Source organism: Rheinheimera sp. (assembly GCF_037442345.1).
GTDB lineage: Bacteria > Pseudomonadota > Gammaproteobacteria > Enterobacterales > Alteromonadaceae > Pararheinheimera.
Window position 1 is genome coordinate 28,295 of record NZ_JBBIQL010000011.1, and the last position, 21,677, is coordinate 49,971.

General features: G+C 52.5%; 22 protein-coding genes. 5 read left to right on the top strand and 17 right to left on the bottom strand.

From position 1 onward, the window contains the following. Positions 1–186: 186 nt before the first annotated feature. On the bottom strand, positions 187–1,455 hold the full coding sequence (gene rho, locus WKJ04_RS08170; protein WP_337841749.1) for a transcription termination factor Rho: 1,269 nt from the start codon (positions 1,453–1,455) through the stop codon (positions 187–189). A gap of 261 nt (positions 1,456–1,716) precedes the next feature. Further along, positions 1,717–2,043, bottom strand: coding sequence for a thioredoxin TrxA (gene trxA, locus WKJ04_RS08175; RefSeq protein WP_337841748.1), 327 nt, complete (start codon positions 2,041–2,043; stop codon positions 1,717–1,719). 103 nt (positions 2,044–2,146) lie between these two features. On the opposite strand from trxA, the gene rhlB reads away from it, so the two are divergent. Further along, entirely contained in the window at positions 2,147–3,418 is a 1,272-nt protein-coding gene (gene rhlB, locus WKJ04_RS08180; protein ID WP_337879978.1) for an ATP-dependent RNA helicase RhlB, read from the top strand. Next, positions 3,384–4,928, top strand: a complete 1,545-nt coding sequence (gene gppA / locus WKJ04_RS08185; protein WP_337879979.1) for a guanosine-5'-triphosphate,3'-diphosphate diphosphatase — start codon at positions 3,384–3,386, stop codon at positions 4,926–4,928. The genes rhlB and gppA overlap by 35 nt, the downstream gene beginning before the upstream one ends. 38 nt (positions 4,929–4,966) lie before the next feature. Here gppA and hemB read toward each other — a convergent pair whose 3' ends face one another. The 12 genes from hemB to WKJ04_RS08245 form a co-directional block, all read right to left on the bottom strand. Beyond that, complete coding sequence (hemB, locus tag WKJ04_RS08190) at positions 4,967–5,968, bottom strand: porphobilinogen synthase (RefSeq protein ID WP_337879980.1); 1,002 nt, start codon at positions 5,966–5,968, stop codon at positions 4,967–4,969. Then, complete coding sequence (locus tag WKJ04_RS08195; RefSeq protein WP_337879981.1) at positions 5,952–6,728, bottom strand: GGDEF domain-containing protein; 777 nt, start codon at positions 6,726–6,728, stop codon at positions 5,952–5,954. Before WKJ04_RS08195 ends, hemB begins: the two co-directional genes overlap by 17 nt. After that, positions 6,718–7,518, bottom strand: coding sequence for a TatD family hydrolase (locus WKJ04_RS08200; protein WP_337879982.1), 801 nt, complete (start codon positions 7,516–7,518; stop codon positions 6,718–6,720). Before WKJ04_RS08200 ends, WKJ04_RS08195 begins: the two co-directional genes overlap by 11 nt. Further along, the gene (locus tag WKJ04_RS08205; protein WP_337879983.1) at positions 7,519–8,028 is read right to left on the bottom strand and encodes a hypothetical protein; all 510 of its coding nucleotides are present in this window, start codon (positions 8,026–8,028) and stop codon (positions 7,519–7,521) included. Further along, positions 8,025–8,774 carry a twin-arginine translocase subunit TatC gene (gene tatC, locus WKJ04_RS08210; RefSeq protein WP_337841741.1) on the bottom strand — a complete coding sequence of 250 codons (750 nt, stop codon included), beginning with the start codon at positions 8,772–8,774 and terminating at the stop codon, positions 8,025–8,027. The genes WKJ04_RS08205 and tatC overlap by 4 nt, the downstream gene beginning before the upstream one ends. Next, the gene (gene tatB / locus WKJ04_RS08215; RefSeq protein ID WP_337841740.1) at positions 8,752–9,132 is read right to left on the bottom strand and encodes a Sec-independent protein translocase protein TatB; all 381 of its coding nucleotides are present in this window, start codon (positions 9,130–9,132) and stop codon (positions 8,752–8,754) included. Before tatB ends, tatC begins: the two co-directional genes overlap by 23 nt. Then, positions 9,133–9,390: a twin-arginine translocase TatA/TatE family subunit gene (gene tatA, locus WKJ04_RS08220; protein WP_337879984.1), complete on the bottom strand. Its 258-nt coding sequence runs from the start codon at positions 9,388–9,390 to the stop codon at positions 9,133–9,135. It lies immediately after the preceding gene. 42 nt (positions 9,391–9,432) lie between these two features. Further along, positions 9,433–11,055: a ubiquinone biosynthesis regulatory protein kinase UbiB gene (ubiB, locus tag WKJ04_RS08225; RefSeq protein ID WP_337879985.1), complete on the bottom strand. Its 1,623-nt coding sequence runs from the start codon at positions 11,053–11,055 to the stop codon at positions 9,433–9,435. Beyond that, positions 11,055–11,663: an SCP2 sterol-binding domain-containing protein gene (locus WKJ04_RS08230; RefSeq protein WP_337879986.1), complete on the bottom strand. Its 609-nt coding sequence runs from the start codon at positions 11,661–11,663 to the stop codon at positions 11,055–11,057. Before WKJ04_RS08230 ends, ubiB begins: the two co-directional genes overlap by 1 nt. Beyond that, positions 11,663–12,415, bottom strand: a complete 753-nt coding sequence (gene ubiE, locus WKJ04_RS08235; RefSeq protein ID WP_337841736.1) for a bifunctional demethylmenaquinone methyltransferase/2-methoxy-6-polyprenyl-1,4-benzoquinol methylase UbiE — start codon at positions 12,413–12,415, stop codon at positions 11,663–11,665. Before ubiE ends, WKJ04_RS08230 begins: the two co-directional genes overlap by 1 nt. A gap of 102 nt (positions 12,416–12,517) precedes the next feature. Continuing rightward, positions 12,518–13,588, bottom strand: a complete 1,071-nt coding sequence (locus WKJ04_RS08240) for a DNA alkylation repair protein (RefSeq protein ID WP_337879987.1) — start codon at positions 13,586–13,588, stop codon at positions 12,518–12,520. Continuing rightward, positions 13,589–14,611: a diguanylate cyclase gene (locus tag WKJ04_RS08245; RefSeq protein ID WP_337879988.1), complete on the bottom strand. Its 1,023-nt coding sequence runs from the start codon at positions 14,609–14,611 to the stop codon at positions 13,589–13,591. 322 nt (positions 14,612–14,933) lie between these two features. Between WKJ04_RS08245 and WKJ04_RS08250 the strand changes: the two genes are divergently transcribed. Both WKJ04_RS08250 and WKJ04_RS08255 read left to right on the top strand, forming a co-directional pair. Beyond that, a complete protein-coding gene (locus WKJ04_RS08250; protein ID WP_337879989.1) occupies positions 14,934–16,661 on the top strand; it encodes a DUF885 domain-containing protein in 1,728 nt (575 codons plus the stop codon). Between the two features lie 130 nt (positions 16,662–16,791). Then, positions 16,792–17,295: a hypothetical protein gene (locus WKJ04_RS08255; RefSeq protein WP_337879990.1), complete on the top strand. Its 504-nt coding sequence runs from the start codon at positions 16,792–16,794 to the stop codon at positions 17,293–17,295. Here WKJ04_RS08255 and WKJ04_RS08260 read toward each other — a convergent pair. Then, entirely contained in the window at positions 17,292–17,522 is a 231-nt protein-coding gene (locus WKJ04_RS08260; RefSeq protein WP_337841731.1) for a hypothetical protein, read from the bottom strand. The two genes, WKJ04_RS08255 and WKJ04_RS08260, sit on opposite strands and share 4 nt — an antisense overlap. A 5-nt stretch (positions 17,523–17,527) precedes the next feature. Further along, positions 17,528–17,989, bottom strand: a complete 462-nt coding sequence (locus WKJ04_RS08265; protein ID WP_337879991.1) for an EVE domain-containing protein — start codon at positions 17,987–17,989, stop codon at positions 17,528–17,530. Between the two features lie 88 nt (positions 17,990–18,077). On the opposite strand from WKJ04_RS08265, the gene tesB reads away from it, so the two are divergent. Continuing rightward, positions 18,078–18,956: an acyl-CoA thioesterase II gene (gene tesB / locus WKJ04_RS08270; RefSeq protein WP_337879992.1), complete on the top strand. Its 879-nt coding sequence runs from the start codon at positions 18,078–18,080 to the stop codon at positions 18,954–18,956. Positions 18,957–18,975: 19 nt separating this feature from the next. On the opposite strand, the gene plsB is transcribed toward tesB, so the two are convergent. Beyond that, positions 18,976–21,405, bottom strand: coding sequence for a glycerol-3-phosphate 1-O-acyltransferase PlsB (gene plsB / locus WKJ04_RS08275; protein WP_337879993.1), 2,430 nt, complete (start codon positions 21,403–21,405; stop codon positions 18,976–18,978). Positions 21,406–21,677 lie beyond the last annotated feature (272 nt).

Here is a 21,677-nt window from a genome sequence, read left to right on the forward strand (position 1 = left end):
CGCTGCTGCCGCCAGTCCTGTTGGCAGCACTGCCTGCTTTACCATCCGCACAATCATCCCTGAGTTGCGCCTTTGTCATTCCCTCGCGCGGCTGCATGGGTCGCACGTTATAGTGATTTTTCGCCGGCAATTGCACCGGCATAACTCTGTGCATAAAAAAAACCGGCCACAGGGCCGGTTTTTGTCTTAACTGTTTTTCTGCCGTTTCATGGCTTCGAAAAACTCGTCGTTGGTTTTGGTCATCGACAGCTTATCGATCAGGAATTCCATGCAATCCGTTTCGTCCATTGGATTCAGGATTTTGCGCAGGATCCACATTTTTTGCAGCTCTTCCGGCGACGCCAGCAATTCTTCACGGCGGGTACCGGAGCGGTTGAAATCGATGGCCGGGAATACACGGCGTTCGGCGATTTTACGCGACAGGTGCAATTCCATGTTGCCTGTGCCTTTGAATTCTTCGTAAATGACTTCGTCCATCTTTGACCCTGTATCGACCAGCGCTGTGGCAATAATGGTCAGGCTGCCACCTTCTTCCACGTTCCGGGCGGCACCAAAGAACCGTTTAGGTTTATGCAGCGCGTTGGCGTCCACACCACCTGTCAGTACTTTGCCTGAACTTGGGATCACTGTGTTGTAAGCGCGGGCCAGACGGGTGATGGAGTCGAGCAGAATAATCACGTCTTTTTTATGTTCAACCAGGCGTTTGGCCTTTTCGATCACCATTTCAGCCACCTGAACGTGGCGGCTGGCAGGTTCATCGAAGGTCGAAGCCACCACTTCACCTTTCACCAGTCGCTGCATTTCAGTGACTTCTTCCGGACGTTCGTCAATCAACAGTACCATCAGCACACATTCAGGGTGATTGGCGGCAATCGACTGGGCGATGTTCTGCAACAGAATGGTTTTACCGGCTTTTGGCGGTGCCACAATCAGCGCCCGTTGACCGCGGCCTATCGGGGAGGCTAAATCCAGCACCCGGGCTGTTAAGTCTTCTTTGGAACCGTTACCGCGTTCCATCCGCAGCCGTGAATTGGCATGCAAAGGGGTTAAGTTTTCAAACAAAATTTTATTACGGGCTTGCTCAGGGCGACCAAAGTTCACTTCGTTCACTTTGAGCAGCGCAAAATACCGTTCGCCTTCTTTCGGCGGGCGGATCAGGCCAGAAATACTGTCACCGGTACGCAGGTTAAAGCGGCGGATTTGGCTGGGGGAGACATAAATATCGTCCGGACCTGCCAGGTAAGAACTGTCTGCAGAACGCAGGAAGCCAAAGCCGTCGGTCAGAATTTCCAGAACGCCATCGCCGTAAATTTCTTCACCGTTTTTGGCATGGGCTTTCAGGATGGCGAAGATAATGTCCTGCTTGCGCAGGCGGGCCATATTTTCCAGGCCCATAGATTCAGATAAATCAACCAGCTCGTTAATTGGCTTTAGTTTCAGTTCGGTTAAATGCATAGTGTGTGGATTCTTGTTGGTCAAACAGAATTACAAGCTCATCGCGCTGATTAAAAGGAAGTAGGCTTAGGTTTAGTCAACGGGACAGCGTGGTTTTAGGGATTTGTTGCTGCGATACACCTTAGCAGGATAAATTTCTGGCGTCCAGATGAAAACGAGAAAAGCTGCATTTTTATACGGCGAGTGGTCTGTTCGGGATGAAATTACCGGAAACAGCAGGGAACAGGCGAAAACCCTCAACAGATTGTCGCCTGAATTCAATCAGATATGGCTGTCTAAAAACTCTTTTAACTGAGTTTTTGATAAAGCACCGACTTTAGTGGCAGCCACCTGGCCATTTTTAAACAACAGCAGGGTTGGGATACCACGAATACCAAACTTTGGTGGTGTGCCTGGGTTGTGGTCGATATTGACTTTGGCGACTGTCACTTTGCCGGCGTACTCTTTGGCTACGTCGTCCAGAATAGGTGCAATCATTTTGCACGGACCACACCACTCAGCCCAAAAATCAACCAGGACAGGTGCGTTAGCTTTTAACACATCGGCTTCAAAGCTATCGTCTGACACCTGCAGAATATGTTCACTCATTGTATTCTCCGTTAGTACTGGGCAGTTGGGTACTGCAAAAATTTAAAGCCAATTTTATCCGGACTGTTCCTTATTGCAAGCGTAACGGTTATGCTTAGCGCGTATGAATAAAACACACTTAACACCACACAAATTCGCCGATTTTGCATTGGCACCTCAGGTTCTTGCCGCACTTTCTGCGCAAGGTTTCGAGCATTGCACACCAATACAGGCGCAGTGTCTTCCCATAGCTCTGACCGGCAAAGATATAGCAGGACAGGCCCAGACCGGAACGGGTAAAACCCTCGCGTTTTTAACCGCCACTTTCCACTATTTACTGACACACGAACCTCGTGGGTCAGGTCAACCGCGGGCCATTATTATGGCGCCGACCCGGGAACTGGCAGTGCAGATCCATCATGACGCTCAGGCGCTGGCCAAACACTCAGGTTTGAAGCTTGCTCTGATCTATGGGGGCGAAGGGTACGATACTCAACGTCAGGCGCTGGAAAAAGGTGCAGATATTTTGATCGGGACCACAGGCCGTCTGATTGACTACCTGAAACAAGGCCTGTACGACCTGTCACAAATTCAGGTGGTGGTGCTGGATGAAGCGGATCGGATGTTTGATCTGGGCTTTATCAAAGACATCCGCTTTTTGTTCCGCCGGATGCCTCCGGCCACAGAGCGCTTGAGTCTGTTGTTCTCTGCAACCTTGTCGTACAAAGTGCAGGAACTGGCTTTTGAACAAATGAACCAGCCTGTGCATGTGCATGTGGCGCCAGAGCAAATGACCGGCAGCCGGATTAGCGAAGAGCTGTTCTACCCGTCTGATGAGCACAAGATGAAACTCTTGCTGACGCTGATGGAAGAAGAGTGGCCGGATAAGGCTATAGTGTTTGCCAATACCAAACACTGCTGCGAAGACATTCACGCCTGGCTGGAAGCCGATGGGCATCGCGTTGGTTTACTGACAGGTGACGTGATTCAGAAAAAACGTCTGCGTATTCTGGAAGAGTTTACCAAAGGACAGCTCGACATTCTGGTCGCTACAGACGTGGCGGCCCGCGGTCTGCATATTCCGAAAGTCAGTCATGTGTTTAACTATGACCTGCCGGATGATTGTGAAGACTATGTGCACCGTATTGGCCGCACAGGCCGCGCTGGTGAAAGCGGCAAAGCCATCAGTTTCGCCTGTGAGCGTTATGCGCTGAACCTGACGGCTATCGAAGAGTATATCCGTCATGCCATTCCGGTGACTCAGTACGATGCGACTGTGTTGCTGGATGATGTTACCCCGCCCAAACCCCGTGTCCGTCGTCGGCCTGGACAGGCCCGTACCGGCCAGCGAAGTCAGTCGAATGGCTCGCGGAACCCACGCAGCCGTCCGCGTTAAGGCGATGCAATTTGGTCAGACCCAATCACAGCATAATGATATTTATGCTGTGATTGACCTCGGCTCGAACAGCTTCCACATGCTGATGGTTAAAGTGGTGGCTGGCAGTGTGCAGGTGATAGGCCGGGTGAAACGTAAAGTGCGTCTGGCGGCTGGTTTAAATGACAGCCTGGTGCTCAGTAAAGAAGCCATGACCCGTGGCTGGGAATGTCTGGCGTTATTTGCTGAACGGCTGCAGGATATTCCGGCCAGCAATATCCGTATTGTCGGCACGGCCACCTTGCGATTGGCCCGCAACGTCAAAACCTTTCTGACGGAAGCCGAACAGATCCTTGGCCATAAAATTGAAGTCATTTCCGGCGAAGAAGAAGCCCGTATTATTTACCTTGGTGTGGCCCATACGTCCAATTGTGAAGCAAACCGGCTGGTGATTGATATTGGTGGCGCCTCCACTGAAGTGGTGGTCGGACAGGGGTTTCAGCCATTGCTACTGTCCAGCCTGAATATGGGCTGTGTCACTTACCTGGAACGGTATTTCCAGAACAACGAACTCAGTGAACAGAACTTTAATGCCGCTATTGCGGCGGCGGAGCGGGAAATTCAGAGCGTAGCGGAGCAGTATCTGGCCCAAGGCTGGCAGAACGCCGTAGGCGCCTCCGGCACTGTGCAGGCATTGCAGGAAATTCTGGTTGCACAAGGCAAGGACGAAGTCATTACCTTGTCCCGTCTGGAGACTGTGCTGCAACAAGCGCTGGCTTGTGGTCATATGGACCAATTGATGATTCCTGGTCTGGCGCAAGAACGCAAACAGGTCTTCCCGTCCGGTCTGGCTATTCTCATCGCGTTATTCCGGGTGTTGCAGATTAAAGGTATGACTTTGTCCGGTGGTGCACTGCGTGAAGGTGTGTTGTACGGCATGTTACCGCAGTTACAGCATCAGGATGTGCGTGCCAGCACAGTGCAAAGCATGATGGTGCGGTATTTTATTGACCAGCAACATGCCAACCGGGTGGCGGATATGGCGGCCATGCTGGCCCAGCAGCTGGACTCCCAGTGGAAACTGCAAAGCTTTGAAGGTTTAAGTATTTTGCGTTGCGGCGCTTTGTTGCATGAGCTGGGGTTGCTGATTGAATACAAAAACCATCACCATCATGGCGCTTATATTATCAACCATGCAGAGTTGCCGGGATTCACCCGGGCGCAGCAGCAGTTGCTGATGGCCCTGGTTCACAACCACAGAGCCGATCTGAATAAAGATATTCTGGCACGCCAGACCATGACATCTGTGCTGCTGGCGGTAAGGCTGACCCGCATATTGCGGCTGGCAGTCATTCTGTCGATGCGCCGCCGCCATGAAGCTTTACCTGCTGTGCAGGTGCAGGCCCATGCGGAGGCATTGCATTTAACCTTACCCACAGGCTGGCTGGAACATCATCCACTGATGCGGGCTGAACTGGAACAGGAAGCTTTGTACCAACAACAGGCTGGGTGGCAGCTGATAGTGCAATAAAAGATTTGGGGGTCAGAGCCAGACTCTGACCCCCTTTGTTATTTCAGCCACTGCGCAGCGCGTTTGGCAAAGTACGTCAGAATGGCGTCGGCACCGGCGCGCTTAAATGCCAGTAAAGACTCCATCACTACCGCTTCTTCATTCAGCCAGCCATTTTGAATGGCGGCCATATGCATGGCGTACTCACCGCTGACCTGATAAGCAAAAGTCGGTACCCCGAACTCGTCTTTGACACGACGGACTATGTCCAGATAGGGCATTCCAGGCTTCACCATCACCATGTCGGCTCCTTCTTCCAGATCCAATGCCACTTCACGCAGTGCTTCGTTGCTGTTGGCCGGGTCCATCTGATAGGACTTTTTATTGCCACCTTTCAGGTTGCCTGCGGAGCCTACCGCATCCCTGAACGGACCGTAGTAGGCTGAAGCATATTTGGCTGAATAGGCCAGAATTTGGGTGTTCACAAAACCCGCGTCTTCCAGTGCTTCCCGGATAGCGCCAATACGGCCATCCATCATATCGGACGGGGCTACTACGTCTGCACCGGCTGCTGCGTGCGACAAGGCCTGCTTGACCAGAATGTCGGTAGTGATGTCGTTCAGTACATAGCCGTTCTCATCAATAATGCCGTCCTGACCATGGGTAGTAAAAGGGTCCAGGGCGACATCGGTAATAATGCCCAGTTCTGGCACCTGTTGTTTTAATAACCGTACTGCGCGTTGCGCTAATGCATCCGGGTGATAGGCTTCTTCGGCCATCAGTGATTTTTTTTCAGCGGGCGTGACCGGAAACAGTGCTATGGCCGGAATACCCAAATCGGCCAGCTCCCGTGCTTCCTCAAGTAATAAATCCAGCGACAGCCGTTCTACACCTGGCATGGAGGCCACGGCCTGACGCTGGTTTTCACCTTCGACAATAAATATCGGATAAATCAGGTCGTTGACGGACAACTGGTTTTCGGCCATCAGCCGGCGGCTGAAGTCATGGGCGCGCAGCCGGCGCAACCGGCTGGCGGGGAAATATTCACTGGTTTTGCTCATGGGATTCTGACTCCTGTGCAGCCACTTCATGCTGCGAAAGTTCCGAACACACCACTTTGTTGCGTCCGGTTTGTTTGGCCTGGTACAAGGCTGCATCTGCGGCCTGAATAAAGTCACTGCTGGTCTGCAGGGGTTCGGGAATAGCCGTATAACAGCCGATACTGGCGTTGATCAGTAACACCAGTTGCTGATAACTGACCTGAGAATGAGCCAGGTCATGCCGCACCTGTTCGGCCAGCTGCATGGCGCCTTCTGAATTGGTATTGGGCAGGATCAGCGCAAATTCTTCGCCACCATAGCGGCATAAATGATCGCTGCTGCGTTTCAGGTGGCTTTGAATACACTGCGCCACTTGCTGAATGACTGCGTCTCCGGCCAGATGACCGTGTTGGTCGTTAATGGCTTTAAAATGATCGATATCAATCATCAGCAGTGATAAAAAGCTGCGTTCACGTCGACAGCGTTTCAGCTCGGCCACCAGTTTCTGATCAAAAAACGCCCTGTTACGCACACCCGTCAGCGCGTCCAGTGTGTTCTGCTGTTCCAGCTGACGGTTTTTATCGGCCAGCTCATTCAGGGTAATTTGCAACTCCAGCGTCCGTTGCTGAATTTTTTCTTCCAGCTCATCCGCCACTTCCTGTTGCCAGCGTCGTTGTTGCCAGACAAACAAGAGCCAGGCCAGCAACGAGATCAGGACAGTGGCAATGGCGAGACCGGCCACCAGGCCCTGCCATTGCTGAGATAACCATTCATAACCCATCCCTGTGCTCCATCAGACGAAATACACGGCTAAAATTCAGGCTGGTTTGTTCGGCCACCTGAGCCAGGCTGAGCTGCTTCAGCGCTGCAAGATAGCTGGCTATCTCACTGATAAAAGCCGGTTCATTCCGACGGTTTTTCGGTTTGGCAGCGAGAGTCCTTGGTAACAAATAAGGCGCATCGGTTTCCAGCAGGATCCGGTCCAAAGGCAGGTACTGGATGGCCTCTGTCAACTCCTGATTCCGGCGTTCGTCACAGAGCCAGCCGGTAATACCAATCAGTAAACCTAGATCCAGATAAGCTGTCAGTTGGGCTTTGTTGCCGGTAAAACAATGGGCGACTCCGGTGATGCCTGGGTAAGCGCGCAGCAATGCCAGTTGGTCGGCAAAGGCATCACGTTCATGTAAATACACAGGTTTCTGTAATTCAGACGCCAGTTGCAACTGCTGTTCAAACACCTGAAGCTGGGTGTTTCTGGGACTGAAATCCCGGTTAAAGTCCAGTCCGCATTCGCCGACAGCCACCACCGCAGGCTCATTCAGCAGCGGACGCAGTTGCTGAACCCAGTCTGAGGGTACACCTGCCGCCTGATGTGGATGCACTCCGGCAGTACAGAATACGCCAGAATGGTTTTGGCAGAATGCCAGATTCAGGGCACTTTCAGGCAGATCTGAACTGATCAGCAGCAACTGTTGCACGGCATGCTGCTTTGCGCGCTCAATCACCTCAGCCCGGTCAGCATCAAACTGATTGCTGAATAAATTCACTCCGGCATCACAAAAACTGGCCACTTACTGATCCCGACGAACCCGGGTTTTACGTGGTGAATCTTGTTGTCCGAGGAAAAATGAGTTCAGCACACCACGGGTTAACTGATAGGTTTCGCCTGTTTTGGCGACGAAGGATTCTTTGGTGATCTGGCGCCAGACCTGACCATTGTCGAAGGTAAAGATCTTCTGACCATGAGGAGCAGTCGCAATTTTTGTTAATACGACAGTGACTGCTTCTGGTAAATCTTCCGGCGGCGCTGCTCTGTGTTCAATGCCAAAGTCCTGTTCAGCTGTTTTTTCCGGTGCAGGGCTTGCGGCTGCTGCCTGAACAGGCTGTTGTGCGACCACTTGGGGGACCGCTTTTGTTGTCACAGTTTCGGCAACGGTCTTGGCTGGTTGTCCTATCTGGTCATAACACAGCAGCCGGGGCAGATCCTGACTGATTTGGCGGCATTTCTGTAATTCGTCATCGACTGTTGCCGCCTGAACCGACGCCAGAAGCAAACTCATTGTCACAACTACAGCTTTCATTGAATTTCCTCGTTTGTAGTGTCGTCTGTGCCGGGCTGATAAAACCGGCTCAGCCAGATCCCCAGTTCATACAACAGGCACATAGGCACAGCGAGCAGTGTCTGTGACAGCACATCAGGTGGTGTCAGCAACATGCCGATAATAAAAGCGAACACCACAAAATAAGGCCGCTTTTCAACCAGACTTTTCCGCTCTACGGCGCCTGTCCAGACCAGTAATAACACGGCGACCGGAATTTCGAAAGCCAGACCAAAGGCAAAAAACAATTTCAGTACAAAGTCGAGATAGCTGCTGATATCGGTGGCAATGGTCACCCCTTCAGGAGCCACACTGGTAAAGAAGCCAAAGACAATAGGGAAGACGACAAAATAGGCAAAGCAGATGCCGAGGTAAAACAGCAGGGTGCTGGAGACGATCAGTGGTGCCACCAGATGTTTTTCTTTCTGATACAAAGCGGGCGCCACAAACAACCAGATCTGCCACAAAATATAAGGCACCGCCAGGCAACAAGCGACAATAAAGGTCAGTTTAAAAGGCGCGAAAAAAGGGGCCGCCACGTCGGTGGCAATCATGGATGCACCTTGTGGTAACACCGTCATCAATGGCGAGGCCAGCAGGTGGTAAATGTCGGCTGCCCAATAGGCAAGGCCAATAAACACCAGCAGCACAGCAGCCACCACATGCAACAGCCGACGACGTAACTCGATCAGGTGACCTAACAGGCTATTGGGATTTGTGCTGCTCATAACTGTCTGTGGTTGGAGAAGAAGAGGCGGGCTGCTCTGAAGTCACTGCTGCTGAGGCCGCGGGAGCGGCAGCCGCAGGATACGGGTTGGTCACATCCGCCGCCGCCTGACGCAGTTCAGCAATGGCCTGCATTTCTTCGTTGTTGAGATTCAGCAAACCTTTTTCTTCGGCCTGCTTCAGCTTTTCGTGCAGTTCCTGTACCCGCAGTTCGTCATTCAGCTCGGCCTGCATTTGCTGGCCAAACTGTTTCACTCCGCGGATAAAGTCGCTGACACTCCGGATGGCGCCAGGAAGTCGCTCTGGCCCTAACACCAACAACGCGACAACGGCGATAACCACCAGCTCCCAAAAACTCATTTAGCGCTGATCAGTTGATTTTTGCTGCTCCTGCGCAGCAGTGGTTTGCTGGGCTGCAGGTTTCTGTTCGACTGCAGGCTGAGCAGATGGAGCTGGCACTTCGGTATCCTCTGCCTGCTCTTTCACTGAACTGCGGAAGCCTTTAATAGCAGAGCCTAAATCTGAACCCAGACTGCGTAAGCGTTTTGTGCCAAATAGCAGAACTATAATGACCAGAACAATCAGAAGTTGCCAGATACTGATGCCACCAAAACCCATGTTGAATATCCCCTTGTTACTGCCTGCTGCACCTGCTTCAGGTCAGCGTATTTTCCAGAGCATAGCCGCCGTGACTAAGCCACCGCAGGCTGCTGTTATAGTCCAGCCAGATGTCAATAATAAGACAGTGGCTACAAAACTCATACCACCAAACACCGCACAGGCCAGTTTTTTTGTCTGTTCCTGCTGCTGCAGCTGCAACTGCTGCAGTTGTTGCAACAGCGCCTGTTGGTTCTTTGGCCCTTGCTGCAGGTAGTTGTGCAACAAACCCGGCATGTCGGGCAGTTTTTCTGCCCAAAACGGCAAATTGGCTTTTAATTCGCGCCACAAGGCGGCCGGCCCCATTTGCTGTTGGACCCAGTTTTCCAGAAAGGGTTTCGCGGTCTGCCATAAATCCAGTTGCGGGTACAGCTGACGGCCCAGACCTTCGATATAAAGCAGGGTTTTTTGCAATAACACCAGCTGAGGCTGCACCTGCATATTAAAACGCCGTGCTGTGTTGAACAGGTTAAACAGCACCTGGCCAAAGGAAATATCCTGCAGAGGTTTCTGGAAAATTGGCTCACAGACAGTGCGGATAGCGCTTTCAAACTCTTCCACGCTGGTATCCGCAGGCACCCAGCCGGAATCAACGTGCAGCTGTGCAACTTTCAGATAATCGCGGTTAAAAAAGGCGACAAAGTTTTCGGCCAGATAACGTTTGTCTTCTTTATTCAGGGTACCCACTATACCGCAATCAATGCCGATGTATTTGGGGTTTTCCGGAGTTTCGCGTGAGACAAAAATGTTGCCTGGGTGCATATCGGCATGAAAAAAGCTGTCGCGGAACACCTGGGTGAAAAACACCTCCACCCCCCGCTTGGCCAGCAGTTCCATATTGGTGCCTTGTGCCTTTAACGCCGGAATGTCGGAGACCGGGATGCCGTAAATGCGCTCCATCACCATCACGGCAGGGCGGCTGTAATCGGCATACACATAAGGCACATACAGGGAGTCTGAGCCTTCGAAATTACGCCGCAGCTGAATGGCATTGGCGGCTTCCCGCTGCAGATCCAGTTCGTCCAGAATGGTTTTTCGGTACTCGGCCACTACTTCTTGTGGCCGCAGTCGCTTGCCGTCTGGCAGGTAACGGGCCACCAGTCCGGCCAATGCGTCCATCAGCTCCAGATCGGCCAGAATTTGTGGCCGGATAGCAGGCCGGATCACTTTAACCACCACATCAACCACAGCACCATCAGCCTGTTTCAAACCTGCGGTGTGCACCTGAGCAATAGAAGCCGACGCCAGCGGTGTCAGCTCAAAATAACTGAATAACTCGTCCAGACTGTGCAGGCCCAGCTGCTTTTTCACTACAGCTTCGGCCTGTTCACCAGGAAAGGGGCTGACTTTATCCTGCAGTTTGGCCAGTTCGTCGACCCATTCATCAGGGAACAAATCGCGGCGGGTGGACAACATTTGACCAAATTTAACCCAAACCGGCCCTAACTGCTGCAAGGCCAGCCGCAGTCTCTCTCCCTGCGATTTTTCCGGATGGCGGTTACTGAGCCAGAAGGCGCAGCTTCGCACCAGTTGCCAGTACCAGGGGCGCCATTTTTCAGGCACCAGATTGTCCAGGCCAAAGCGCAGTAAGGTGCTGAAAATCTGATAAAAGCGCTTGATACCCACTAAGACTCCTGCAGGGTTTTTAATTGACGGCTGAGCTGCTCAAGCCGGGTTTGCACTGACGTCAGGCTGAGCTGGAATTGCTGAAACTCGGCACGGCTTGGCGTGCTTTGCAATTCGTCCTGCAGCAATTCGACACTTTGTTGCTGCAACTCGGCCAGCTTATGCTGCAGCAGTTGCTGCACCTGCCGTAGCGCAGTCGCCAGCTTGTGGGCCAGTGCGTCGCCCAGCCAGACGGACAGCTCTTGTTGCCAGTCGGGGTCTAACTGCTGCAGGACCTGACTGAATTGTTGTGCCACCTGCAAATCACCCTGAATGCTCAGTTTGTCTTGTTTAATCAGCCGGGTCAGTTGGCTGGGATCGGCCAGTTGACGGGCTGTGGTCAGATCGGTGCTGATTTCGCAGTCCGCCTGCTCCAGATGCTGGTTTAACAACAGTTGCCGTTCCGAGGCAGACAACACAAAACGCCAGGGCAGCTCCTTTAACTGCAATGCCAGCTGTTTGCCTTGCACTGGGGCCAGTAACTGAACAGAAGTAGGGTCCATTGCCAGCAGCTTCTGCAGCACCTTTTCAAAGGCAGCACAGAGCAACTGTGGCAGCAGGTTCAACATCAGAACTTGTATCCTTTGTGCAGGGCGACAATGCCACCGGTCAGGTTGTGGTAACTGACATGCTCAAAACCGGCGCTTTGCATCATCTGTTTCAGGGTGTCCTGATCCGGATGCATCCGGATGGACTCGGCCAGGTACTGGTAGCTGTCTTTGTCATTGGCGACCAGCTGACCAATGGCTGGCAGCAGTTTAAAGGAATAGAGATCGTAGACTTTGCTCAGCCAGTCGTATTCAGGTTTGGAAAACTCCAGCACCAGCAGGCGACCACCTGGCTTCAACACTCGGTACATGGAGCGCAGCGCGGCATCTTTGTCGGTGACGTTGCGAAGGCCAAAACCAATGCTGATGATGTCAAAACTGTTATCCGCAAAAGGTAAGGCTTCGGCATTGGCCTGCACATACTGAATGTTGTTCACTAAACCCAGGTCACGCAGTTTGTCGCGACCGACATTCAGCATGGACTCATTGATATCGGCCAGTACCACTTTGCCTGTTGGGCCAACCCGTTTTGAAAACAGTGCCGTGATATCGCCGGTGCCACCGGCCAGATCCAGGACCTGATGACCAGCACGCACCCCACTGCTGTCAATGGTAAAGCGTTTCCACAGCCGGTGAATACCCATCGACATCAGGTCGTTCATCAGGTCATATTTGCCGGCCACCGAGTGAAATACATTGGCCACCAGCGAGACTTTGTCTTCCTGCCGCACTGTTTTAAAACCAAAGTGGGTTTGATTGGATGGGTCTGACATAAATAAGCCTCGGGCAGAAAAATTGGCGTTAGTGTAAAAGATTCAGGCGGCCACGCCAATCATTGCGCAGACTTTCTGTGCCGTCTGAACCAGGCTGTCCTGTCAGTTCAAGGCAAAGGCCTGGCTCGCAATACAACGGCCATTCAGCCAGACTTCCAGTTGGTGTTGTCCCGGGTAGTGCTTACGGGTGGTCAGGTCGACGAAAGCCTGTTGTTTATTTAGTTGCAATGGCTGACCTTGCCACTGGGGTCTGGCCCATTGAAACACTTTGTAGCTGAGCTGGCCGTTTTTTTTCAGATAACCAATGCGATACTCCAGCCGCAAGGGACCAGCGGGCGCCTCGCCTGTTAAGGTCAGCTGAAACTGCAGCGGCTGGGTGGCCGATGCGGTGGTGGAGGTCAGACTTAACTGCGCCTGCAAATCCACAGGCATAATACCAAACAGCTGTAACGCCTGAGGATTGGCCTGCTTCAATAAACCACGCAGTGCATGGCGTAAAATCCAGTTGGTGGCATGGCTGTGATTCAGCCAGCGTTCTGCCAGTTGCAACACCAGCTGTGGATGATCTTTACTGATGTCATTCAGATGATTCGCCACACTGCGCTGCACATAGGGTTGCGGATCCGCTTTCAGCCGCTCCAGCACGGGCATGAGAGGGGTTGGGTCCTGTTGATAGGGTTTCAACGCCAGCCCCCAAGGCAAGCGGGGCCGGGCGCCTTCACTGGCCAGCCGGCGCTGATGCAAATCGTCCGATTCAGCCCATTGCAATAACTGTGGTAACACCAGTTCAGGGTACCGCAACAAAAAGGGTCGGATAGCAAATTCACTGCTGGAATAGCGGGTCAGTTCACCCAGTGCCTGAATGGACAACTCCGGGTGCTCCAGCCCACAGACTTCAACAAAGTCAGGAAACACCAGACCCTGTAAGCCGGAAAACTGCACGGCCACCTGTTGCACAATGGGGAGTGCAGTTGCAAAGGATTCAGGTAAATGCAGCGCGAGCGCCGTACTGATCCGACGCATACGTTGTTTCAGTTCCAGCTCAGACCAGTCCTCTGCCTGCACATAGGTACTGAAAGCGCTCAGATCAAAAGCCGGGTGCTGTTGTTGGCACAACACTCCCAGCTGTCGTACAAAAGAGGGGGAATAGCAGTCTTTCAGTGCTGCTGCCATTTACAGAGCCAGCATCAGCTCGTTCGCAACCTGGTTACGACCGCGTTGCTTGGCTTCCTGCAGCACCCGGGCTGAGCGCGATAAAAACTGATGCCAGTTTTCCGCCGCGTTGTAGATGGAGACCCCCAGAGAAATGGTGATTTTCGGTAAGGTCTTTTTGCTTTTTGATGAAACAAACCGCAGTTTCTCGACGCCGCGCCGCACTTGTTCTGCAATTTCGCCGGCTGTACGTAAATCGACATCTGGCAGCAAAATAAGGAATTCTTCGCCACCACAACGCACAGGCAAACCACTTTCCTGCACATAACTGGCAATTTTGCGCGCCACTTTACTTAAAATCACATCCCCGATACCAGCGCCATAATCCTGATTAAACTGGGCAAAATGATCCAGATCGACCGCTATTGCCGCAATACGGCGATGCGGGTTTTCACTGAGCCATAAGTCCAGATGCTCCTGCATGGCCAGTCGGTTGTAGAGGCCGGTTAAGGGATCAAGCTGGCGTTCCTGTTTCAGCCGGTCCAGCTCATCACGCAGGTGGTGACATTGCTCGTTGGAGAACTCGAGTTGGTCCTGCAGCTTTTGCTGTGAGGCTTTGATGGCGTAAGTGGCGCTGATGGCTTTATTGATGCTGTCTTTGCTGCGGTTGCTGTTGTTTGGATCCAGCCCCAGCAACACCTGATCCAGCATATCAATGTAGTGTTGCACTGCTTCGTTGGCAATGTCGGTGGTGCCGGACAGCTTGGCCAGCATAGTGGTGACCTGATGGGCTAAGGCTTCTTGCCTTGCCTGTTGCGGCACCAGCCACTGACTGTACAGCTCGGCCATCACAAAATCATCAAAACTGGCCTGGGCGGCCAGCTTCTGTTCGATAGCGTGGCATAAACCGGCGTTGTGACCACTGATGTACTCATAGATCACTGTGTAATTGACCGGGTGGGCTGCCAAACGATGCCGCTGTAAAAAAGCGGCCGTCAGCGCCGCCTTTTCACCCGCTTGATCGATTGAGTCCTGATATTTCATGCCAAGCCTGACTCCAACTAAATACTACTGCTCATTTAGCGTTGTTTTTGCCATGTTACGCGAATCTAACACTAAGGCAAGCCGCTGCTTTCAACTAAGCTGACATATCTGTTTAAAAAAGTCTGCATTTGCTTGGAACTTAACAATTAATTTTTTTACTTTTTTGTGTTTTCAATTGTGGTTTTTGTCATTAATGCAAAAAAATCTGCCGAATTACCTCGTTTTACCCACTGAATACGTCCAATCTCCAGAAAGCACAGATAGTTCCGCTGGAGCTCTGGAACCGGCAGGGTAGAATCGAAAGAAAACAAGGAGAACAAGAATGCAACGCACTTTAATCGCTTTGGGTCTGACTTTGTCTTTGGCGGCCTGTGCGGCCAAAGTTTCATCACCTGCGGTTGATTTTGAACAGTTGTCTGCACAAATCTGGCAACAGCAGCAACAACTGTCGGATCGCAGCAGCACCAGCCTGCCAGATATGTCGCCTGAAGCATTGGAAAAAAAGCAGCAGAAACGGCTGGAGTTGCTACAAAAACTGCAACAGACGGAACTGAAGGGCCTGACGGAGCAGCAGAAAATTAACCATCAGATCCTGCTGTATGGTTTGCAGGATGCGGTGGATGAATACCGTTTTGGTGCCCACTATATGCCGCTGACCTCGGAATCAGGTTTTCATTCCAGTCTGGGTTTTATGGTGTCAGGTACTGATTTCAGCTCAGCCCGCTCTTATCAGGATTACCTGAAAAAACTCAGTACTGTGCCGCGTTATATGCAGCAGCAAACGGACTGGATGCGCCGTGGTATCGAAAAGGGCCTGACTCAGCCAAAGGCTGTGTTGACGGGCTATGAACAGGGCATTCAGGCCTATATCAGCCAAAACCCGGAGCAAAGTATTTTCTTCCGGCCGTTCCGGCAACAGCCCCACTTTGTGTCAGATGCCGATTGGCTTTCATTGCAACTGCAAGCCAAAACCCTGATCAGCGAGCAGATCAACCCGGCTTATCAGCAGTTTTATGACTTTTTCCTGCAAAGTTACCTGCCAGCGGCCCGGGAGCAGATAGGTGCCAGTTCTTTGCCGCAGGGGCGCGAGTTTTACCAGAATCGACTGGAGCATTACACCACGCTGAAAATGACACCACAGCAGGTGCATCAGTTGGGGTTGGAGGAAGTGGCCCGTATTAAAACTGAAATGCAGCAAGTGATTGAGCAGGTAGGTTTTCACGGCAGTTTTGCCGACTTTATTGAGTTTCTGCGCACCGACCCGCAGTTTTATGCCAAAACAGCGACAGAATTGCTGAAAGAAGCGTCTTTTATCGCGAAAAAAGCCGATGCTGAGTTACCGAAGTTGTTTAAAACCCTGCCCAGACAGCCTTATGGCGTAGCGCCGGTTCCGGCGGAAATCGCCCCCAAATACACATCGGGCCGTTATGCGGGCAGTGGCAGAGCAGACAGAGCCGGCTTTTATTGGGTCAATACCTACGCACTGAATCGTCGACCTTTGTATGAGCTGGAAGCTCTGACCCTGCACGAAGCGGTGCCTGGTCACCATCTGCAAATTGCGCTGGCTGCTGAGATGGCTGACCAACCCGATTACAGACGTAACTTTTATACCTCTGCCTTTGGTGAAGGCTGGGGTTTGTATTCTGAATACCTGGGGCTGGAAATGGGTTTCTATCAGGACCCCTACAGCAACTTTGGCCGGCTGACTTATGAAATGTGGCGTGCTTGTCGCTTAGTCGTGGATACCGGTATGCATGCCTTGGGCTGGAGCCGGCAGCAGGCTTTGGATTACCTCGGTAGCCATACCGCACTGTCAATGCATAACGTGACGACGGAGATTGATCGCTATATCAGTTGGCCTGCTCAGGCTCTGTCTTACAAATTGGGTGAAATCACCATCAAAAAGCTGCGCCGGCAGGCCGAACAGCAACTGGGCGACAAGTTTAATCTGCGTGACTTCCATGAAGCTGTGTTACGTAACGGCAGTGTGCCATTGTCGCAACTCGAATTGCAGGTCACTCAGTATATTGAGCAGGCAGGCAAAGCCTGAAAAAAATTCATCCTCACTGGCATAGCCAGTCAGGATGCTCTTTGTTAGAGTGCGCGCCCTCAGCCTGCTGCGATGTGACCTTTTGGCAGGACACGCCAGCAGGCTGAATTATCCTCAGGAGAGATGCCGGATGTGGTGGTTAGTGTTTCTGGTACTGGCAGTGGCACCTATAGTGGTGTTGGTTCTGAAACTGGATCAACAGACCAAAGCACTGAACCGGCTCAAAGTGCAGCTGCATTTTGCAGAGCAGCAGTCCGTGCAGGTGGAGCACCTGGCATTCTGGCTGGCGGAAGAACAAAGCCAGCAATTGCAATCCAGGCTGCAACATTGGGTGCGTCAGCAAGCCAAACTGCCGTTGCATGCCCCTCACCTGGAGCAGTTGTTTAAGGCAATCCCTACCTTATGCCGGGATCAGTCCAATAAAGGTCTGGCGCCCAAGCAGAGTTTTGGCTTCTACCTGAAAAAACATTCAGAACTGACGATGAACGACATCGAAAACTTTCTGCGTCACTACCCTGTGCTGACCGAGTTGTGGCAAAGCAACACGCTGACAGCGTATTTCAAATTGTGCCATAAGGGGCTGGAGATACTGCAGGAACAAAGTTCCAATGCGGCTGACCGACGTGCCAGTTAGTCCCGCAGCACGACGGTCGGGGCTATATTGATTTGCCCTTCTGCATCAACGCTGGCGAGCCTGTCGCCTGCTTTTAACACGGCAACCCGCTGCTGTTCCTGCTCACGAACAAAAGACAATTCATAACCAAAACGTTGCAGTTCAAACACGGAAAACTGCTGAGCCGGATTTAACTGCTGCCAGAACTGGTGAAAACTTCTGGCACTGCGCCGACGCTCTTGTTTCATCTGCATTACTCCTTTGTGGCCATGGCCAACATCACTTGCCACTCGTCCGGTTGGACCGGCATGACTGACAATCTGCTGCCCTTTTGCACCAGCGCCAGTTGTTCTAGCTTAGATGAGCGCTTTAGTTTGTCTAGCGGCACCACAGCGGGAAATTTTTGCACAAAGATCAGCTCAACAGCGGACCAGCGTGGTTGCGTTGCACTGGACCTGGCATCGAAATAAATACTGTCTGGCTGAAACTGCGAAGGGTCCGGGTAGGCGGTTTTGACCACCCTGGCAATACCGGCCAGCCCAATGAGCTTGCAGCTGGAATGATAAATCAGCACCAAATCATCCAGTGCGGCGGCGCGTAAAAAGTTACGTGCCTGATAATTGCGTACTCCTTCCCATACAATGGGCCTGGTGGGATTGTTGGCGAAGTCATCAATACTGCATTCTTCTGGTTCGGTTTTGTACAACCAGTACATAGCATCCTCCGTTGTGTCTGCAGAACAGGTTGAATCGTCGCAGCTCAGTCGGCAGAATACTACAGTTAGCCAACAGAGGAAGTGCCGCATGAGCCAGGTGTTAGCCGATTTATTGTCCTTGTTAAAACTTGAAACCATAGAACAGGGGTTGTACCGGGGCCAAAGCCAGGACCTGGGTTTTAAAGCCGTCTTTGGTGGTCAGGTGATGGGGCAGGCCTTATCCGCTGCCAAGGAAACGGTCGACCCGGACCGCAAGGTACACTCCTTTCACTCCTATTTTTTACGCCCGGGGGATGCCAGTAAACCCATAGTCTATGAAGTGGAAAATATCCGCGACGGCAAAAGCTTCAGTACCCGCCGGGTCAGTGCCATCCAGTTTGGCAAAGCCATTTTTTATATGACGGCGTCTTTTCAGACCGAAGAGTTAGGGTTTGAGCACCAGGACCCGATGCCCCAGGTTCCGCCACCTGAGGATTTACAGTCGGATTTGGTGTTTTACCAGCAGCATGCCCACCTGATCCCCGAAGCGCTGCGCAGCAAGTTTATTTGTGAAAAGCCGATTGAGATGCGCCCTGTGGATTTTCAGAACCCATTTAAACCGCAAATCAGCCAGGCTAAACGTTATGTCTGGTTTAAAGCCAATGGTCAGATGCCGGATGATCTACGGGTACATAAGTACCTGCTGGCCTATGCGTCCGATTTTAACTTCCTGCCAACGGCCTTGCAGCCACACGGCAAGTCTTTTATGGCGCCTAATATGCAGGTGGCCACCATCGATCATGCGATGTGGTTTCATCACGATTTCCGCTTTGACGACTGGCTGCTGTATGCGGTGGACAGTCCAAGCGCTTCAGGCGCCCGTGGATTGGTGCGAGGTCAGTTCTTTAACCGCGATGGTAAGCTGGTGGCGTCCACCATGCAGGAAGGGGTGATCCGCAGTTACGAAAACAAAGGGCAAAACGGTTAGTCCGCTTTGCCCTGTTCGATCAATGCCCTTTCACAATACTGAGAACCGTCTGCAGCACGTCCGCATGCAATAACGCATTGACGGTTTGTTGCACCGGCTGGGCACTGCTGCCGGCGATCAGGGCATTGTTGTCCGTCAACTGGCAATAACCTGCGCCTTTCAGTGCGTTGACCAAAGTAGCAAACAGGTTTTTGTCCAGGTATTCAGGTGAACTGACCCCATGCAAGGTGTTCAGCCGTTTGGCCATGTCCTGGCTTTTCTGTTCCAGTTCTTCCCGGCTGACGGGGTCGCCCGACAGCAGGTTCAGCACTACTGCGTAACGCTGCAAAATATCCTGCGCATTGAATGCCAGCAGTTCCAGCATGCGATGCCCGGCCTGCTGCACCGGAACCGCGCTGAACTGACCCTGTTGCTGCTGAATGAGGCCAGCCTGTTGCAGGCAGCCCAGCAACTGCGACAGATACAGATCCAAATCATCCAGTTGCAGGAATAATTCATCAGCCAGCAATGGCTGGATCAACTGGATGATATTTTTCAGCTGCACTGCGCTGAGCTCGTGATGCTGCAGCAAAGCAGTAGCCAGCAGGGCCGGTATCACAAACAAATGGCTGACATTGTTGCGGTAATAGCTCATGGTGATCGTCTGCTCAGCCGTTAACTGAATGATCGGGCCAAAGCTGTCATGCTGTTGCTGAATTTTTCGCAGTTTCAAAGCATGATCAATCCATTGCGCTGCGGAACCTTCAGCGCAGGTGACTGAGGCCGCATAGGGGGCTTGCTGCTGCAACTGCTGGTAAAACGCCAGCTGTTTTTCCAATTCCTGACGGGACAGCGAATGCTGACGGGTGGCCAACAAGACTGTGGCAATCATATTGATGCTGTTCAGTGCTGCGCTTTGGTTCACCCGCCGCATCAGCTGATCGGCCAGGGTGGCAACCAGCGGATTGAGCCATCCTGGTTTGCCCTGCTCCGCGCTCAGGCTGTCGCGCCATTCCGGCTGCTGCTGGTTGATAAACTGGGTTAACGCGATCGGTTGACCGAAATTGACGTAGCCATAGCCGTAATCCCGCAACTTGCGGATGGCGCTGAATACCCCCCCAATGGATTCTTTCTCTTTGCCTGAACCTTTGAGTTCCTTCAGGTAGGTATTGACTTCCATCACATGCTCATACCCCAGATAAACAGGCACCAGACTGATCGGCCTGTCGATGCCTTTGAGCATGGCCTGCACCGTCATCGCTAACATACCGGTTTTGGGTTGTAATAAACGACCGGTGCGGCTGCGGCCGCCTTCGGAGTAATACTTGACCGGATAGCCTTTGCTGAATAACTGGCTGAGGTATTCACGGAATACCGCAGAATACAGCTTATTGCCGCTGAAACTGCGGCGGATAAAAAAGGCGCCGCCGCGACGGAACAAGGTGCCGACCGGCCAGAAATTCAGGTTGATACCGGCCGCTATATGGGGAGGGGCCAGTCCCTGGTGGTAAATCACATAACTGAGCAGCAGGTAGTCCATATGGCTGCGGTGGCAGGGCACGTACACTATTTCGTGGCCCTTTTGCACCAGATCGGTCAGCACTTTGCTGTTATTGACCACTATGCCGTTGTACAGCCGTTGCCATAACCAGCCGAGCACCCGATCGCCCAGCCTTAAGGTGGATTCCCGGTAATCGGCCGCGATTTCCTGCAACAGTTTCAGTGCTTCGGCGCGGGCAGCAGTCACAGAAATGTGTTTACTTTGCGCCTCATCTTCAATGGCCTGTTTCAGCCGGTCGGACGCCAGCAATGCATTAAACAACGCGCTGCGATCCGGCAATTTGGGCCCGGTGGCCGCCAGGCGCTGTCGGAAAAAATGCACCCTGGCGACACGCAGTAACTTATGGGCCGTGTCGGTATTGACATCGGTCTGGGCAACCATTTGGGCGACCGACACCGGAAGGCTGAACCGTACCAGGGTATGACGGCCGGAAATCAATACGATAAAGAGTTTGGCCAGCCAGCTGGGCGATTCTGATTCACCCAACACTGATTTGATGCTGTTTTCTTTGCCGGGTGCCCGGCCCCATAACACTGAAACCGGCACCAATTGTGCCTGCAACTCCGGATGACGCTGCTGGGTTTGTAATAAGGTCAGGCCTTGTTCCAGAGCTGTGGTGGCGGTGCGGGCTCCCCATAACACCTGAGGCTGTTCGAGAAACAGTACCCGTGGCAACCGGCTGGCGCCAAACTGTACAGGTTGCATCGGGTCGGGCAATCCCAGCTTGCGACAGATCCGGACTAAGGTGGCCAGGTCGCTGGCCGATTCAGTTCTGGTAATGTAAAACACCGGCTTGTTGGGGTTCAGCTCCAGGTTCTCCTGCACGGCGTCAGGGACTATTTTGCAACGCACCAGAGGTTTCAGCGGCCAGTACAGCAGTTTGGCCAGCCAGCGAACGGGTCTTAACATAGGGTTTCCACTCGGATCACAGGGCGCTAAGAATAGCATGAATGATGATACCCAAGTAACTTCAAGAAGCAGAATTCAGCGGGAGATAAAAGCGCTTTAGGCAAGGCTGCTGTTGGACGCTTTAGTGGTTCTAAAGCGACAACAGTTAACGCGGCATAAAGCGCTTTTAGCCCCGCCCAAGGGGAGTCGTCGGGCGATTGCACTGCCGTGTTAGCCTGCCTCACAAGGTAGTCGACATTGCTTCGTCAGGCTGCCTTGCATTGCAAGCGCCA